The organism is Enterococcus sp. DIV1307a (assembly GCF_050537425.1).
Taxonomy (GTDB): Bacteria; Bacillota; Bacilli; order Lactobacillales; family Enterococcaceae; genus Enterococcus; species Enterococcus faecalis.
In genome coordinates this window covers 123,838-141,137 of record NZ_CP172914.1, presented here as the reverse complement: position 1 = coordinate 141,137, position 17,300 = coordinate 123,838, and the positions used below count along the sequence as shown (strand labels likewise).

The 17,300-nt window shown below is 35.0% G+C and carries 16 protein-coding genes and 2 pseudogenes; 11 read left to right on the top strand and 7 right to left on the bottom strand.

Annotated features, from left to right (window positions below):
* Window positions 1-112: 112 nt before the first annotated feature.
* Window positions 113-1,120 (bottom strand): substrate-binding domain-containing protein, encoded by a 1,008-nt coding sequence (locus IGL90_RS00625; protein WP_010777346.1) that lies wholly within the window; start codon window positions 1,118-1,120, stop codon window positions 113-115.
* A gap of 141 nt (window positions 1,121-1,261) precedes the next feature.
* Between IGL90_RS00625 and add the strand changes: the two genes are divergently transcribed.
* On the top strand, window positions 1,262-2,293 hold the full coding sequence (gene add / locus IGL90_RS00620) for an adenosine deaminase (protein ID WP_033594613.1): 1,032 nt from the start codon (window positions 1,262-1,264) through the stop codon (window positions 2,291-2,293).
* A 32-nt stretch (window positions 2,294-2,325) separates the two neighbouring features.
* Here add and IGL90_RS00615 read toward each other — a convergent pair whose 3' ends face one another.
* Together IGL90_RS00615 and IGL90_RS00610 are read right to left on the bottom strand one after the other, a co-directional pair.
* Entirely contained in the window at window positions 2,326-2,934 is a 609-nt protein-coding gene (locus tag IGL90_RS00615; protein WP_002356162.1) for a class I SAM-dependent methyltransferase, read from the bottom strand.
* A gap of 14 nt (window positions 2,935-2,948) precedes the next feature.
* Window positions 2,949-3,536, bottom strand: coding sequence for an SGNH/GDSL hydrolase family protein (locus tag IGL90_RS00610; RefSeq protein WP_002356161.1), 588 nt, complete (start codon window positions 3,534-3,536; stop codon window positions 2,949-2,951).
* A gap of 154 nt (window positions 3,537-3,690) precedes the next feature.
* On the opposite strand from IGL90_RS00610, the gene coaA reads away from it, so the two are divergent.
* The gene (coaA, locus tag IGL90_RS00605) at window positions 3,691-4,614 is read left to right on the top strand and encodes a type I pantothenate kinase (RefSeq protein ID WP_002356160.1); all 924 of its coding nucleotides are present in this window, start codon (window positions 3,691-3,693) and stop codon (window positions 4,612-4,614) included.
* Between the two features lie 311 nt (window positions 4,615-4,925).
* Window positions 4,926-6,488, top strand: a complete 1,563-nt coding sequence (gene guaA, locus IGL90_RS00600; RefSeq protein ID WP_002356158.1) for a glutamine-hydrolyzing GMP synthase — start codon at window positions 4,926-4,928, stop codon at window positions 6,486-6,488.
* Window positions 6,489-6,727: 239 nt separating this feature from the next.
* On the opposite strand, the gene IGL90_RS00595 is transcribed toward guaA, so the two are convergent.
* Both IGL90_RS00595 and IGL90_RS00590 read right to left on the bottom strand, forming a co-directional pair.
* Entirely contained in the window at window positions 6,728-7,879 is a 1,152-nt protein-coding gene (locus tag IGL90_RS00595; RefSeq protein ID WP_202574149.1) for an SIR2 family NAD-dependent protein deacylase, read from the bottom strand.
* Window positions 7,876-8,241 (bottom strand): hypothetical protein, encoded by a 366-nt coding sequence (locus IGL90_RS00590; RefSeq protein ID WP_202574148.1) that lies wholly within the window; start codon window positions 8,239-8,241, stop codon window positions 7,876-7,878. The genes IGL90_RS00595 and IGL90_RS00590 overlap by 4 nt, the downstream gene beginning before the upstream one ends.
* 676 nt (window positions 8,242-8,917) lie before the next feature.
* On the opposite strand from IGL90_RS00590, the gene IGL90_RS00585 reads away from it, so the two are divergent.
* From IGL90_RS00585 to IGL90_RS00550, 8 genes and pseudogenes are all read left to right on the top strand, one after another.
* The gene (locus IGL90_RS00585; RefSeq protein WP_048738113.1) at window positions 8,918-9,304 is read left to right on the top strand and encodes a hypothetical protein; all 387 of its coding nucleotides are present in this window, start codon (window positions 8,918-8,920) and stop codon (window positions 9,302-9,304) included.
* Window positions 9,279-9,956: pseudogene (locus IGL90_RS00580) on the top strand (site-specific integrase); the annotation flags it as partial. The gene IGL90_RS00585 and the pseudogene IGL90_RS00580, both read left to right, overlap by 26 nt.
* A gap of 100 nt (window positions 9,957-10,056) precedes the next feature.
* A complete protein-coding gene (locus IGL90_RS00575; protein WP_048738110.1) occupies window positions 10,057-11,178 on the top strand; it encodes a YecA family protein in 1,122 nt (373 codons plus the stop codon).
* 502 nt (window positions 11,179-11,680) lie between these two features.
* Window positions 11,681-12,787, top strand: coding sequence for a hypothetical protein (locus IGL90_RS00570; RefSeq protein ID WP_048738107.1), 1,107 nt, complete (start codon window positions 11,681-11,683; stop codon window positions 12,785-12,787).
* A gap of 225 nt (window positions 12,788-13,012) precedes the next feature.
* Window positions 13,013-13,255 carry a hypothetical protein gene (locus tag IGL90_RS00565; protein ID WP_048738106.1) on the top strand — a complete coding sequence of 81 codons (243 nt, stop codon included), beginning with the start codon at window positions 13,013-13,015 and terminating at the stop codon, window positions 13,253-13,255.
* A 46-nt stretch (window positions 13,256-13,301) separates the two neighbouring features.
* Window positions 13,302-14,307: pseudogene (locus tag IGL90_RS00560) on the top strand (tyrosine-type recombinase/integrase); the annotation flags it as partial.
* Between the two features lie 110 nt (window positions 14,308-14,417).
* Window positions 14,418-14,759 carry a hypothetical protein gene (locus tag IGL90_RS00555; protein WP_048738149.1) on the top strand — a complete coding sequence of 114 codons (342 nt, stop codon included), beginning with the start codon at window positions 14,418-14,420 and terminating at the stop codon, window positions 14,757-14,759.
* A gap of 150 nt (window positions 14,760-14,909) precedes the next feature.
* A complete protein-coding gene (locus tag IGL90_RS00550; RefSeq protein WP_048738104.1) occupies window positions 14,910-15,455 on the top strand; it encodes an ATP:cob(I)alamin adenosyltransferase in 546 nt (181 codons plus the stop codon).
* A gap of 48 nt (window positions 15,456-15,503) precedes the next feature.
* Here the strand turns inward: IGL90_RS00550 and IGL90_RS00545 are convergent, their stop codons facing one another.
* The gene (locus IGL90_RS00545; protein ID WP_048738102.1) at window positions 15,504-16,292 is read right to left on the bottom strand and encodes a PhzF family phenazine biosynthesis protein; all 789 of its coding nucleotides are present in this window, start codon (window positions 16,290-16,292) and stop codon (window positions 15,504-15,506) included.
* Window position 16,293: 1 nt separating this feature from the next.
* Window positions 16,294-17,259, bottom strand: coding sequence for an ornithine cyclodeaminase family protein (locus IGL90_RS00540; RefSeq protein ID WP_002379243.1), 966 nt, complete (start codon window positions 17,257-17,259; stop codon window positions 16,294-16,296).
* Between the last annotated feature and the right edge of the window lie 41 nt (window positions 17,260-17,300).

Below are 17,300 nucleotides of genomic sequence, written 5' to 3'. Positions count from 1 at the left end.
TGTATTATACAACAAAATCGTTCAGCTTTAAACCATTTAGTAAACCAGTTTACTATTATTTTTTTCTTGTGAAAACGCAAACAACACGAACATTCTATTTCTAAGCTGTTTTTTAAATCGTTTTTGTGCTTTTTCTAGCAATAAACGTCGCATCGAAAACTTTATTCGGAACTTTCCCTGTTGGATCTGCAATAGCTTCCACCAAAAATTTTGCTGCATAATAGCCAATATCAAAACTCGGCTGATAGACGGTTGTTAAACTCGGCACCAAATATTCGGAAATTTCCAAGCCATCAAAACCAACCACCGAAATATCGTCAGGAATTTTCTTGCCCGCTTCTTCAATGGCTTGATAAGCTCCCATCGCCATTTCATCATTGCCACAAAAAATTGCTGTGATTTCTTCATTTTTCAAAACTTCTTTTGCCGCAGCATAGCCGCCATGCAAGTTCAATTCCCCAGCACAAACATAATGCGGACGAAAAGGTAAATTGTTGTCCTGTAACGCATGCTGATACGCCGTCACTCGTTCCGTTAAACGATAATAGCCGGCACTTTCACGCAACATGCCAATATGCTGATGCCCTTGTTGAATCAAATGATGGACCGCTTGATAAGCACCTTCGTACTCTTTAACGATTAATCGTCCACTATCTCGTGGATTAATCCCACGATCGACAAGAATGACAGGAATCGGATGTTCTCGTCGGTCTTTTAAAATATGATTTTCTGGCAAAACATTCGGCGTGGCAAAAATAATGCCATCTACCGACCGATGAATCAGCTCGCTAACATATTGCATCGCTTGCTCGGAATCATGCTTTGAATTGCATAACAAAATCATGTAGCCTAACGAATTTAAATATGTTTCTACACCTTCAATCACTTTTGAGAAAAAGAAATCCGTCACATCTGGCACAATCATACCAATGGTTTTGGAATGACGGTTGATTACATTCGAAGCAAAGTAATCTGGTTTGTAATGATTTTCAGCGACTACCGCCAACACCTTGTTGCGGGTTTTTTCACTGAAACGACTCCCTTTATTATTCAGAATTTGTGAGACGGTTGTGACAGAAACACCAGCCATATCAGCAATTTCTTTAATCGTTAGTTTCATCGCGCCCCTCCCAACGTCTCCTTTTGCATTGACAGACATTTGTAGACGTGTTACAGTCTTCAAAATACTTATCGAATCTTTTACATTTTAACAAAAAAAAGACAAAAGAAATAGACTAAAAAGATTAAAAAACAAAAGAAAATGGAGGCTATTTTTTTCATGGAAGAATCCCGTGTCCGTCAATTACCAAAAATCGAGCTGCACTGTCACTTAGATGGGTCGATTCGACCAACCACTTTACGCACCATTGCTGAAAAACAAAACATTCCATTACCCCAAGACGAACAAGCCTTGAAAGAGTTAGTGGTTGCCCCTGAAAAATGCACCGATTTGAATGATTATTTAACTCGGTTCGACTTCGTGCTAACCTGTCTACAAACGGCCGAAGCTTTGCAAGCAGCGGCGTATGACGTGATTAGCCAAGCTGCCGAAGATGGCGTGGCATACATAGAGGTGCGTTTTGCGCCTTCGCAACATACAGAAAAAGGCTTACGGTTACCTGAAATCGTGACCGCTGTTTTAACTGGCTTAAAACAAGGCGAAGAAGATTTTGGTGTAAAAAGCAATGCACTGTTATGCGGCATGCGGCATGACCAACAACAAGCCATAGAAAAAATCGTTCACTTAGCGCATGATTTCAGAGAGACAGGCGTTGTCGGCTTTGATTTAGCTGGCAATGAAGTCGATTTCCCTCCATACACATTTGAAGACGTATTAGCTTTAGCCAACCAATTGTCAATTCCATTAACACTCCACGCTGGGGAATGCGGCTGTGGCAAAAACGTCGCTGATGCTGTCACTTTAGGTGCTACTCGGATTGGTCACGGTATTGCTTTGAAAGATACACCCGAATACTTGGCGCTCTTAAAAGAAAAAAAGGTTCTTTTAGAAATGTGTCCAACTAGCAACTTCCAAACAGGCACCGTCAAAACATTGGCTGAATACCCTTTTCAACAATTTATAGAGGCTGGCTTAGCCGTCTGCGTCAATACCGATAATCGCACTGTTTCAGATACTACGTTAACGAAAGAATTCATGAAATTGGCCACTTGGTATCAATTAAGTTATGACGAAATGAAGCAACTCACTAAAAATGCGCTTGCAGGTGCTTTTTTATCGCCAGACGAAAAAAAACTGTTGAACCAAAAAATTGATCAAGCGTATCTATTCTAAAAAAGAACCGCCACTAAAGTGGCGGTTCTTTTTTACTCTGCTTCTTTAACACTTCGTAAAATATAATAGCCTTTGTCTTTTGTCACAATTTCAACATTGCCAAATACTTCAGCCATTTTCTTTTCTGCACTAGGTGCACCTTGTTTCTTTTGAATAACCACCGTTAGTGTGCCACCAACTTTCAACAACGGAAAAGCCCCTGTTAAAATGCCATGGACAACTTTTTTGCCTGCACGAATGGGCGGATTGCTAACAATCGCCGCGTAGGTCGTTTCGTTTAAGGTTTCATACACATTGGAAGAATGGATATCCACAGTAGTAATTTGGTTACGTTGGGCGTTCATTTGAGCTAGCCCAACCGCCCGTTGGTTGACATCCACCATTTCCACCAGTCGACCAGTCGCCGCTGCTAAGGACAACCCAATTGGTCCATAGCCACAACCAACATCTAACAAACGGCCTGCTGGTAAATTTTCCCATTCAAAGGCATCAATCAACACACGAGAACCATAATCCACTGTTCCTCTTGAGAAGACCCCGCTATCGGTCGTAAACTGAAAGGTCCGACCACGTAATGGAAAAGACCAGCTTTCTAAATCATGTGCTAATTCTGGATTTTCTGTATAATAATGATTCGCCATTTTGTTCTTCCTATCTATGCTTGTTTTGGTTTTAGTCTACCTTTTATTTCTCGAACAATCAAGGCACCTAATAATTCATAGCCCACTTGTGAAAAATGCAAACCATCCGCTTGTAAAAATTCATCCGTTCCAGGATAAACAGTCATCGCTTTATACAAATCAATAACTGGCAAGTTATGTGCCGCTCCGACTTCTTGTGCAACCTTGACCAATTCCTTGATACGCGTTTGTGGCCGTTCTGGACGTCTGCCACTATCCGCATATGGTGGCGTAATTAAAATCACCTTTTCTGAACCAATTTCGTGAATCATTGTTTCAAGGTTTTCTCTAAACGTGGCTACTGTTATATTTCGATCCAGTGACGCATCATTGGCGCCAAAGAAAATCACCACTTCATCAGGTTTCTCAATTAGTACTTCTTTATTTAATCGTTTTAAACCATCTTCTGTTGTATCGCCAGGCATTCCAGCATTAATGACAGCCACTTCTTCTAGACCCATCGCAGCAATATCCCGTTTCACTAAGTCAACAAGAACAGGTGAGACGGCTTCGTCTAAATAACCAGCAGTAATGCTATCACCAAATAATACAATTTTTCTCATGGCTTTTCCCCTCTTTTCTAACAGTTTTCTCTTTTCATGATACCATTTTCATCATAAATTGGCGAAGAAGGGAATTCTTTTGTAAAATCCTGTGTTTCCCTTGTGAAATTATGGTAAAATGTACAAAGATTGAACAGGGTTTGGTGGAGGAACAATGGACGATAAAATGAATTACTACCCAATTTCCAGAGAAGAATGGCATGGGTTTTATCATGACGGCAAAGCACCGTTAACCGAAGCAGAATTGGATAACATTAAAAGTGTGAACGACCAAATTTCACTAAAAGATGTACAAGAAATTTATGTACCCTTAACGCATCTTATTCATTTGTACATGAAAGAATTTGAATCGCTAACACTTAGCAAAGGATTATTCCTACATGAATATGTCTCTGTACCACCATTCATCATTGGAATTGCCGGCAGTGTCGCCGTTGGTAAAAGCACCACCGCTCGTCTTTTGCAAAGAATTCTGGCCCGAACGTTTAAACGAAGAAACGTTCAACTCATTACAACGGATGGATTTTTGTATCCCAATAAAGTGTTAGAAGAACAAGGAATTATGGACCGAAAAGGGTTTCCTGAAAGTTATGACATGGAGAAGCTAATTAATTTCTTAAACGAAGTCAAAAGCGGCAAAGACGAAATTAAAGCACCCGTCTATTCTCACAGTGTCTACGATGTTATCGAAGGCGAATATGAGTTGATTCAACAACCAGATATTCTGATTGTTGAAGGCATTAACACCTTACAGTTACCCGCCAATCAACAAATTTATGTGAGTGATTTTTTTGATTTTTCTATTTTTGTGGATGCCGATCCAGCCTTAATTGAAAAATGGTACCTAGAACGTTTTGGGGCCTTATTAGATACGGCTTTCTTAGATCCTAATAATTATTATTACCAATATGCAATTGGCAAACGAGAAGATGCTTTCGCCATGGCACGGAATGTTTGGAAAACCGTGAACTTACCGAACTTGGAGGAATATATCTTGCCAACGCGCGGACGTGCGGACATTATTTTGCATAAAACGGAAAATCATTTGATTGACCAAATCTATCTACGTAAATATTAAGGGTTGACGAGCTAAGAAATATCCTGTATCTTTTGTAGAAATATCCTTGAAAATTTTCAGCAGAATGCATGACTTTCAAGGAGTAAAATGTTTTAATAAGTATAGCTAGACAAAGAAGAGTACGGAACAAAAGTGAACCACTTTTTAACCGCCTGATTCTCGGCTGTTTAAAAGTAGCCCCTGCGGAATTAAGCCAAAATTTTCTAAAAATCGTAAAACAATTTTTGAAAATCCTTTCTTAATTCTTGGTGCTGACCACTTTTTAACCGCCTTTTCTTTAGATAAATTTAAATGGATAAGGGGTAATAGACGTGACTAACGTTGCCGATTTGACATCTGTCGAAAAAATTATTGTTTTAGACTTTGGTAGTCAGTTTAACCAATTGATTACTCGTCGTATTCGTGAATTTGGCGTATTCTCTGAGTTATTAAGCCACCGAACTACGGCAGAAGAAATTCGCAAAATCGCGCCTAAAGGAATCATCTTCTCAGGTGGACCAAACAGCGTGTATGACAAAGATGCTTTTAGCATTGATCCAGAAATTTATGAGTTAGGAATTCCCATTCTTGGCATCTGCTACGGTATGCAATTAATGACTCATAACTTAGGCGGAAAAGTAGAACCTGCCGCAAACCGTGAATACGGAAAAGCAGAATTAGAAATCCTTGGTGATGCGACATTATTCCAAGGAACACCTGCGAAACAAACCGTTTGGATGAGCCACGGTGATTTAGTAACAGAAATCGCTCCTGGATTCGAAAAAGTTGGGACAAGCAATGATTGTCCAATCGCTTCTATCGAAGATGCCAACCGCAAATTCTACGGCGTACAATTTCACCCAGAAGTTCGTCATTCAGAATATGGTAACGACTTATTACGTCACTTTGCTTTTGATGTGTGTGGCTGTACTGGTGACTGGAGCATGGAAAACTTCATCGATATGGAAGTCGCTAAAATCCGTGAACAAGTAGGCGATAAAAAAGTCTTACTTGGTTTATCAGGTGGCGTTGACTCAAGTGTTGTCGGCGTGCTTTTACAAAAAGCCATTGGCGACCAATTAACTTGTATCTTCGTTGACCATGGATTATTACGTAAAGGTGAAGCAGAACAAGTAATGGAAAGTTTAGGCGGTAAATTTGGCTTAAACATTATTAAAGTAGATGCGAAAGAACGCTTCTTAAGCAAATTAGCAGGCGTTTCTGACCCTGAACAAAAACGTAAAATCATCGGTAACGAATTTGTGTATGTTTTTGATGACGAAGCAACTAAACTTGCTGGGGAAGAAGGCGTTTCATTCCTAGCACAAGGAACTCTTTACACAGACGTCATCGAATCTGGTACAGAAACTGCGCAAACAATTAAATCACATCACAACGTTGGTGGTCTTCCAGAAGACATGCAATTTGAATTAATTGAACCTTTAAATACATTATTCAAAGACGAAGTTCGTGCCTTAGGAACTGAACTTGGCATGCCTGATGCAATCGTTTGGCGCCAACCATTCCCAGGACCAGGATTAGGTATTCGTGTGCTTGGTGAAATTACAGAAGATAAATTACAAATCGTTCGTGATTCAGATGCTATCCTACGTGAAGAAATCGCAGCAGCTGGCTTAGATCGTGACATTTGGCAGTACTTTACTGTCTTACCTGGCATCCGCTCAGTAGGCGTTATGGGCGATGGCCGTACCTACGATTACACAGTCGGTATCCGTGCTGTGACTTCTATCGACGGCATGACCGCTGACTTTGCCCGTATCCCTTGGGATGTTTTACAAAAAATCTCTGTGCGCATCGTGAACGAAGTTGCACATGTAAACCGTATCGTGTACGATATTACTTCAAAACCACCTGCAACTGTGGAGTGGGAATAATATATAGGTGAATCCAATCTTAGAATGTTGATTTAATAGACTTCTACTTGACTTTAAACTTGAAATCCCATTGAATTTCCACCTTTAATAAAATATATTGTAACCGCAAATGTAACCACGAAGTCAGTCAGAAATGACTGGCTTTTTTTAGACAATATCTATACTCGTCATCCTTTTTAACAACACAGAAAAAGACGCTCTAATGTAAACGTCTTAACTGAGTTATTCAAATTTATTTTTTATAACGTTTTATCTTCACTATACTTTATAAAATCATATGCACATAAAACTTTACGGTATTCAGTATCTTGTTTATTAGACAATTTCATAAGATACTGTTCAACATCTTCACTATCTAATTGTTCTTTTAAAATAGCATAAACTATGGAATTTGTTTTACCTGATAGAGGTACATTTTCATTTTTTGAAATTTGCTCAATTGTATTATCAGAAATTCGCTGGTTTTCAGGTATTCTTTCTAAAGTATTTCTTAGTTTTGTTTTTTGTTGTTCTTTTAGTTTGTCCATACATTTGATATTAGTGTTGATTTTTGAAAAAGCAAAAATCGGGAAAAATTGTTCTCTTTGAATAGTATATTTGTCAATTAATTGAAGAAGTTGAAAGTTATCCTCTTCAATTACTTTGAAATAGTTTTCCATCAATTCTCCAGTACTTTGATACTCGTAACTTATTCGATTTATATTTCCTATTGCTAAAACTTTTTCATCGTTTTTCAAATTGTTTACATCATCTACAATGCTTACTTGTATGTTTCCACCTTCATAAATCTCCTTAACAACACTTTGAACTTTTCTAATATCCATTGCTGAAACAGGTAATTGAATGGAAGCAAGCGAATTATAAATTTCCAAAAAGTTGTCGGTTTTGATTTTATTAACACGTATTGTGACCATATCTTCAAGAACTATATCATGGTCATGCACTTCTAAATTAGTTGAGTCTTCATCATACTCAATAACCAAAAAATTAGATTTAATTTTCTGAGCAACTTCAGAATTTGGAGGAACATACGTAAAAACAGTTTTTAATAATTTTCGTATGTTATCATCCCCTATATTGTATCCAATAAATATAATTGGATTATGAATGAATAGAGAAAGTAGTTGTGCTCGTATTAATTCGTATTTCTTATCAAACAAAGCATAGTCTTCATCTGTAATAATTATTTTGTCTGGCTCAGATACACAACCGTGTATTTTATACACTGAACCGTATGGATTACTCAATAAAATATCATTGCCAACAAGTGGACTAAATTCAAATAAACGTTCAATCAACCCATCGTAATTGGTTGTAATTGTGGAACCAATATTTTTTCTGACTTTCTTTAGCGCAGTTATTTCCTCTTGTTTATCTTTCCTAATACTCAAATCGCTTTGCAATTTAGATATATATATATCTTAAACCTGCTGAGGTTAATTCCCTCCTCCATATTTTCATAAAATATGTCATTAATTTCTTTAAATTTACCATCTCTGTCTTGTGAAAGACTATCATTAAATAACCTTTCAATGTCACTAGCTATCTTTTCATATGAAAATGTTCCATCAGAATTTTGCGATTTTGATTTTAAATCTAAAAACGTTTCATTGTTTCCCGTTAATTCATATGAAATGTGCTTCAATAAGCCTTCCCATGTATAAGAGTTCTCTAAATATCGCAGACTAAATCCAGCTCCAATGAATAACACAGGATGATTTACGAATCTATTTATAAACGAACCTACATTCATTATTCTTCCTCCTACGGTCTTGATATCAGATAATCTATACTACAAAATAATTATAGCGGATACTTTATCGAATAACAAGAAAGTTTCTTTCATAGCGCAAACGATTCTATATAAACTCAACTTTAACTTTTTAACTTTTTGATAATTATGTGTATTTCCCTTTTGGTAAAACCGACAATACCAGTTTGAACATAAATTCGTTGTGGCCTTAGCCGCCATATAAACTAGAGAAATAGCGTCTTGAAACTTTTTCAAAATAAATTCATTTTAACCCTATACATATACAGCGATCTGTGTATAATGTATTACACGGTCAACGTTTAAAGATGAATAACCAACTCCAAATCCTTTGAAAATAAAGTTTCTATCTATTAGAAGATGTTCTTAGGTCTGTTTAGTGATGTCATTTCCTCAAAAATTGTAACAAAATTGTAATATTTGAGATTTAACTATCTTCTATTGATACCTAAATCCATAAATGGTTGTGATTAGAAAATTTTAAGCTATATACAAAGAAACTCAGTAATATATAATTGATTTATAAGGTATCACTAAAAAGTCAAAAACTAAATAAAAGACCTTCAAAAAGGAGGCGAGAAGCTGTTAGAAGATAGTTCTGAGGCCTATTTAGTGACGCCCAAAATATAAAAATATGATAATGAAAGAGGTTTTACACATGAAAAAAGTACAACAAATTTTAACACTCCAAACAGGTATTATTGAAAATTGGCAACTAGAAGTTGCTTCACTACCAAAACAATCCGCACAGGCTACAGATGGGTTATGGTCAACGTCAGTAGTTATTCTGAAAGATATCAATCCTTATACAAGAGATACAGAAAAACCAGCCACAAACAAATTTGAAAAGTTCACAGTTAAAACTTCACAGAAACCAGATGTTGAGCTTGAAGATGAAATCAAAATTGTTGATGTGTCAAAAGCAGTCCCATATGCGAGCAGTAGTAATGGTTTTATTGATTCATTAAGTGTTACTGCTCACTCACTTGAAAGAATTGATTCCACTGTCCAAACTTTAAAAGAAAAATGTAGATTATTGGACTAGAGAAGAATTTGAACAAGTTATTAAACAAATTTGTATTGATGAATTTTATCAACATCTAAGTTTCATTATGTTATGGGTATATTTCACTACAGGAATTCGAGTAAATGAAGGCTGTGCTTTGTATTGGAATGATATCGACTGTAAAAAGAAAACAATGCGAGTTCATCACATGCTAGATTTCAAAAATAAAAATACTTGGACTCGGAAAAATTATACAAAAACAGATGCTGGTAAACGAATTATTTCATTAGATGATGACACACTTAAAATACTCACTGAATGGAAGAAGCGCCAAACAACACAATGCAAATCTGATTTCATTTTCAGCTATGATGGCAAACCTATGCAGAAGTCCACAATTGCTAGAATTATTGAACGCTATTCTAAACTTGCCGGTGTTCATAAGATTCAGATTAAAGCTCTCCGCCACTCTCATGCTTCATGGTTGATAAATGAGTTTAATGTAGATATCCTTATGCTAAGTCGCAGATTAGGACACTCAAGTCCAGAGATTACATTAAAGCATTACTCTCATATGTATCCTAATAGAGATTATGTTATTGCTGATAAAATCACTAGTAGCATAAAAATTGAAACCTCAAAAGAAAATCAAATTAATTTCACTGGCAATCAAAATATAAAATTTAATTAACAATAGTGTAGAAGGAGGAGTGTTGTTACTCTCCTTCTATTTTGATATACTTACATAATGTAAGACAAATTCATACTATTAGTATGAAAGGAGGATACTTATGAACCCATATACGACTAAGCCTTATGTATTTCCCCCTTACGAATCTTGTCCTTGTGAAAGTGGAAAAAAGTACAAGTTTTGTTGTTTCGCTAAAAGTAAAAACATAACTAATAATCAAAACTATAATGCCAAAAGACTCTATTCAGAAGCTCATAAGCACTTTAGAGATACAGATTTTAAAACGTGCTTTGGATTTGATACTAATTGTAACTATGGTTATATAGGTGCACATTCTTTACAAAATAACGGTGTTTTAAATCTAATTGCTGATGAAAATCATGTTTATATGTTAGAGATGAACTTTCAAGAAAATTCCTTAACTCCAAAATTAGAATTTAAAAAAGTTGGTAAAAAACAAGCAAGTGTCTTTAACGGTTTTTGTAAGTATCATGATGAAGAATACTTCAAAATAATAGAAGATGTTCCTTTCGAGGGAAAGGCGGAGCAAAATTATTGGTTCGCTTTTAGAGCACACTGTTTTGAAGCTCACAGAAAATACAGACTTAAAAAAAATTATTCTTCTTTCTTTAAGAGATCACCCGAAGCCACGAGAAACAAGCAAATATCGAATAATTATAGAGGAAACGAACTAAGTATAAGAGATATGGAAGTCGATTATAATCGATTTAAAAGTATTTTTGAATCCCGTGATTTTGATAGATTAGAAAATTTTGTTAAAGTTTTACCTTTTAAAACCGCATTTACCGCAACGACTGCTATTGCAGTATGTGTTGATATAGAAGGAAAGGCTACCGTTGATATTTATAATTATGACGAATCTATATATGTTCCAAGTATTTATTTATCTGTAATCCCTAAAGAAACTGAAACTATTATTATAGTTTCCAGATTTAAAGAAGATGAATGTTATGAGAACTTCATCAAATCTTTAGCCTCTTGTAAAGATGATGAAAAACTTTTCTCTTTCTTGACTTTTTGTTTAGCAGAGTATAGCGAAAACGTTTATTTCTCTCCCACACTAATTGATAAAATGTTAACTCTAAGCGAAAAAGAGCTAATTTCAACAGCTTTTTTAGGATGTATGAGCCCAAATCAAGAATTGAGATTCAAAAGTATGATTAGCACATTTACATTAGATTTATTTAAGTACAGACTATAATTATAATTTATTTCGATTTAATACTTGGTTTGTTACGTTTAAAAAGAGTAAGCTATTAATTTTTGTAACCCTCGATGTAACCTCATCTAAGAAAGTTTCATCTATATTCTCACACCTACTATCTATTTATTTATCTTGAAATAATGAATACAGTCAGGTAGAATTTAAAGTGTAATGTAACCCTCAATGTGACCGCTGAAAATTAAATATGACTCTAATATAACGCTACAGGCCTTTCTTTAAGTAGCGGATTGGTTAGAGTGGGAATAAAAAATATAATAAAATTGAAGTTTTTACGCTGATTTAATCGGATTTACGAGTTATAGGAAGGTATGTTTTGGCGGGAATTGGAATGATTCCCCGCCAAAAATCCCGCCAAGAGAAATGAATAAAAACTTGGAATTATAGGTATTTGCAATCTGTTTTCCTAGTTTTTTATTTATAAGCAACATAAAAATAAAGAATAATTAATAAAAAGCATTTTTAACGTTAGGAGAATTTTATGGTTATATTTATTATTATAAACTCAATTGTCTTATTTTTTTTAATGCAAATACTAGGAGTAAGAATATCCAATCTAGCAATCTTAGACGATTCTTATGACCAGTTTTCTTTTAATAAAAATGAGACAACATCTGGTTTTAATATAATTTATAACATGTTTTTACCTAATTTATACATGTTAATTATAAATGAATTTTTTCTAGGTTTTAAATTTAGTCACTATATGTACTATATAGTCATCGGTTATCTCCTAATACGTTATCTTGTCATTGGATTATTTCTTGGTAGAATTAGATTATTAAATGTTAAGTATGAGTTAACGTTAGTTTTTCTAACATTAACAGTAACATATATAGCTTTCTCTCAATTCATAAGTAAAAATATATCTTTTTTTATTCCAATAGAAGAATTCCGAAATGAGTTGTTTTTATTAATTATTCTATTTTTATATAGTATATTTAAAAATAGAATAATGAATTATTTTAATTCTAGAGAAAATACAAGCAATAGAAAAAAATACATTATATATCAATTCAATAAATTTTATAAAAAATACAATAAGCATATTCAATATGAATTTGAATTTATAGTTAGCCAAAAAAACATTAATAATTATATCGTTAAAAACAAAAAAAAACTGATTACCATTTTATATTCCATAATGATTTATGAAAATTACAGTAGACCTAAATTATTTAGATTTATTGAAAATATTCTTTATAAAAATTCAACAAAAATTCATTCAACAGGCATAATGCAAACTCAAAACTATAGAATTAATAACGATTTTGAAAGTATTACAATTGCGACAAGAAAAATTATTGATTATTCTCTCAAACAAAATAATGATGACTCAAGTCTAAACAGAACGCAAATCTTACAAATTGTTAACAACTATAATATTTCAGATGATTTTGAATACGGTCATGAAGTTCTTTATATTTATTCTATCTTGGAACAAGAAACTGAAAATAATGTATATTTTGAAATTGAATCAAAATTGTATAGTATTCTAGTTGATTTAAATGAAAAACAGAAACAGAAATTTGAGGAAGAGTTAGGCGCTTTTTTAAAGGAATGGAATAAAGATACCGACGGCTTCTAGATTTAAATGAAAAATAAATTAGATTTCCCTAACATTCAAACCCATATTATGTAACAATGTGTAGTTTTTAGTGAATTTCACGGATTAGTCACACAAAACTAAAATTACAACAAAAAATATGTTGATTTTTATTGAAATATACTTTTTATACTGACTTAATAAGAATATATATTATAGAGTTACCAATATATAAATACAAAACCGTTAAGGAAACGTTAACAAAAAATGAAGATTATTATTGATTTAAATATGGTAACATTATTGAATCAAAATCCCGATAAAGATTCATTGAAATATTTTGTTGTCGAAAAAGAAGTACATAACTTAGATTCTTTACATGATCTCGCAATTTCTGTTATGAAAGAATCAGGTGTGCAGGAATGTATAGATTATATTGATAATAACCCATCAACACCAGTTGTTATTTTCATAAAATCTGAAAAAACAGCAAATATACTTGATGCTTAGAAAAGTGAAACGCAGAGCTTTTTGGAGTAAAATATAGGATTAATTCAGCGGTAAAAGAATTAGAAAGAAAGGGCGAAAAGACAAACTCGGTAAACCTTTTTTATCCGCAAGAGAAGCCTATTTAGAGCTTACTCGTATTGTATTAAACGAGAATATCACAAAGCACACGCTTGTACGAACTATCACATGAACCATTATCAATTCATGACAGAACACTATATTCCAATTTATAAATCTTCTGTTGAAGCAAGTAACTTCGCTGTACGTGAAAAAACAGATGGACTTTTTGGAAATTAACATTTCCAAAAAGACAAAAGCAATTCCTAAAGGCAAAGCAATTGTTCCGTATTGGACTAAAAAAGAATTTGAAGCCATTATTTCACAAATTTGTATCTTGGATTTATATGAACACTTAAATTTTGTCATGCTATGGCTTTACTATATAACGGGTGTTCGAGTTAATAAAGGTGCTGCTCTTTGGTGGGATGATGTCGATTTCAAAAATAAACGTTTATAAGTTCATCATATGCTCATTCTTGAAAATTGTAAAGAATGGACTAAAAATGCTTATACAAAAACGATAGATGGCAGAAGAATCACTTCAATAGATGAGGATACAATCCGTATTTTAAAAAATCGGCAAAAACGTCAACAACCTATTGGACTTCGAAATAAAACAGATTTTATCTTTACTTATGATGGCTTGCCAATGATTAAATCAACACTTGCCAGAATTATGCAACCTTAACAGGTATCAAAAGGGTTCAAGCTTAAGGCATAGTAATACTTCTTACCTTATAAATGAATTTAATGTTTCTGTTTTAAGTTTATCTAAGCGTTTTGGGCATTCTAGCCCAGAAATTACCTTACAGCACTACGCTCATTTATGGAGTGGTGCAGATGAAAATGTTGCTGAGCTTATGGTTGGTAATATCAAAATTAATACAGTAGAAAAAACAAAAATAGTATTTAATAACAATCAAGCATTAAAGAAAAATACTCCGCCAAAATGGTACTCAATAAATAAAAAGCGTGTTGTATCAAGATATTAATGAGCGTTTATTTTTTATTGGTCACAGTTTGGTCACACTTTCCTCCCACCATTCTCCATTTTTCCTTTGCTCCACCGCCCTCAAAGTCCTATAATTTAATCATAAGAATAGTGGCTATTAATAAAATTCATCAATTAAAAGGAAGCGATTTCAACATGTCAAAAAAAACTTTTCTTAAGTATGGTTTTGTTGTCCTCTTCATAGGAATTTTTTTACTTCGTGCCCAAAAATTTATTTCTGAGCCCCTTTCGTACCTTTTTTCGGGTATTCTTTTGCTTATTGTTGCGTATTTAATACTCGTGAAAAAAATGAACTTTTTCTCAAGTTTGCTCACTGTTACCAATCAACCTTCTTCTACCCAACAACGATTAGGTCAAATCTCTGGTCTTGTCAGTTTATTGATTGGTTTACTTTTGGTAATTCTTAGCTTCATTTTCTTTCTCCAACCTTGATTCCCCCTTGACTCTCCCTTCACTCTTGGCTATGATTACCTTAGCAAGTACAATGGTGTACTGTGAACAGTCGAGCAACGGCGCTCAAAAAGATTGGCTTTCGTGCATTCTTTTTGAGGGCTTTTTATTTTTAGAAAGTAGGGAAATTGAATGGAAAAAATGTACCGCAGTCCGTATGAAGCGTACCCGTATCTATCTTCTAAACCAGAAGATTTACGATGTGATTTTGAATTAATGACTGATGAATTGGCCTCGATGACAGGCCTTCTACGAGGATATGTGCAACAATTAGACGTCCCTGAACAGCCTGCACTAACAGAAGAACTAGCCAAAATTTGCGAGTTAATCTACCATGTCAATCCAACGACCCGAACAAAATTAACAGTCACAGAGGAAGAAATAGCCTGGCTTTTGGAACATGTCAATGCTATGAATGAACTGACATACGAAGAAAATCGTCCTTTTGTTTTACCGATGGGCACAATCTGTTCCTCTTATGCACACATTTTAAGAGCCAAAGCCAAAGATATTGTTCGTTTACTTTATCGCATGGACTATGGTGGTAAAAAAATTGATCCGCAGCTGTATGATGTAGTCAACTTACTCTCAGGTTACTTTTTCATGTTAGCTTTGTATCTAAATCAGCTCGAAAATGGTGAAGAAGTTCCCTTTGTTTCTCGCAACTATTCTATTTAAAAAGTACACCGACCGCTAACGACGAATTGCTAGCGGACGGTGTACTTTTTATACAGGCAAGTAAGCTTCTCCTTTTGCAAATAGTTTAGCAGTGCCACCAATAATGACTCGATTTTCTTTCACTTCACAAGTTAAAAAGCCGCCTCTTGGGGACACTTGATAGGCCGAAAGGGTCGTTTGATTGAGCCGTTTTCCCCAATAAGGAATTAAATTGGCGTGCGCAGAACCACAAACTGGATCTTCGTTAATTCTTAGTTTCGGGAAAAAAGTTCGTGAAACAAAATCCACCGAGTCTCCTGATGCCGTTACAATGACTCCTACTCCTAAATCCAATGCTTTTAATACAGAAAAATCTGGTGTGATTTTTGCCACTGTCTCTTCGTCTTTTAAGACAAAAAATAAATCGCGGCCTAAATACGCTTCATAAATTTTCACGCCTAAAGCGGCTTCATACTCTGGCAAAATTGGAATCCTTTCCGGTAGGATATAAGGAAAATCTAGATAATAGTATTCCTCTTTTTTGGTCACTGCGAGCGGTCCACTTTGACTAGTAAAATGAAGCGTTTCTTCCGCAACGGAATAATAGTTAAATAACACAAAAGCCGTCGCTAATGTAGCATGCCCGCAGAGATCGATTTCTCGTTCCGGCGTAAACCAGCGCAGGGCGTAACTTTTTCCCTCTTTGACTGTAAAAGCAGTCTCTGACAAATTATTTTCAATCGCAATGTTTTGCATCACCGCTTCTGGCAACCATTTTTCCAAAACATAAACAGCGGCGGGATTGCCTTTAAAAACTTCCTCCGCGAAAGCATCGACAATATAATAGGGATAACTCATTTTAATTCTCTCCTTGTATTTTTTGATAAATGTATTCCGCGCAACACAAATCCTCAACTGCTAAGCCAACCGCATCAAAAATCGTGCGGTCTTTCTGCTCCGCCTTTAGTTTAACTTTGCCAGTGACTAATTCGCCGAGAGAACCTACAATTTTTTCAGCTGAAAAGGCACCTTCTGAAATCGGAATTAAAAGATCCCCGCTTTCTTTTAATGCAGCCGCGTACTCATCTACAAACACTTGACTGTTTTTAACAAGGTCGCTTGTTAATTCTCTGGAAGTCGGCGTGAATGTACCAATTGCATTGATATGGGCATTCGGCAAAACGTCTTTTTCTTCTAAAAATGCGTCCTGACTGGAAGTTAGTGTACAGATAATTTCCGCTTCCTGGACGGCTTCTTGGACAGAAGAACAACCAATAAAGGTACATTCGGGGTAATTGTGCTGTTGCTTAGCGATTAATTTTCGTGCGCGTTCTGCTGTGCGGTCATATATAAAAACCTTTTCAATCGCCCGAACGCTTTGTAGCGCTGCGAGATGAGATGAAGCTTGTTGACCTGCACCAATCAAAGCGATACTTTTTGCCTTTGGAGCTGCTAAATAATCGGTTGCCAAAGCAGAAACAGCTGCCGTGCGAAGCCACGTAATCGCATTGGCGTCCATCATCGCGACTGGTCTTCCAGTAGAACTATCAAACAATAAAATTTGACCAAGATGCGAGGCCAAATTTTTTTGTGGATTTTCTGGAAAAGCTGTAATGATTTTTGCCCCAAAAAAGCGATTTTTTCCTAAGTAAGCAGGCATTAATGCAAAAAGATTCTGATTTTCCCCATCTGGTAAAACCTCTACATGGCGCTCACTTTGCGAAATTTTTCCTTTTTGCAACTCTGCAAAGCAACGTTTCATCACTTGAATTGCTTCGGAAAACGACAATTGTTGAATAACCCTCTCATAAGAAATAATGTCCATCTGAATTCCTCCCTTTGCGCTATCATAAACCAGACAAACAA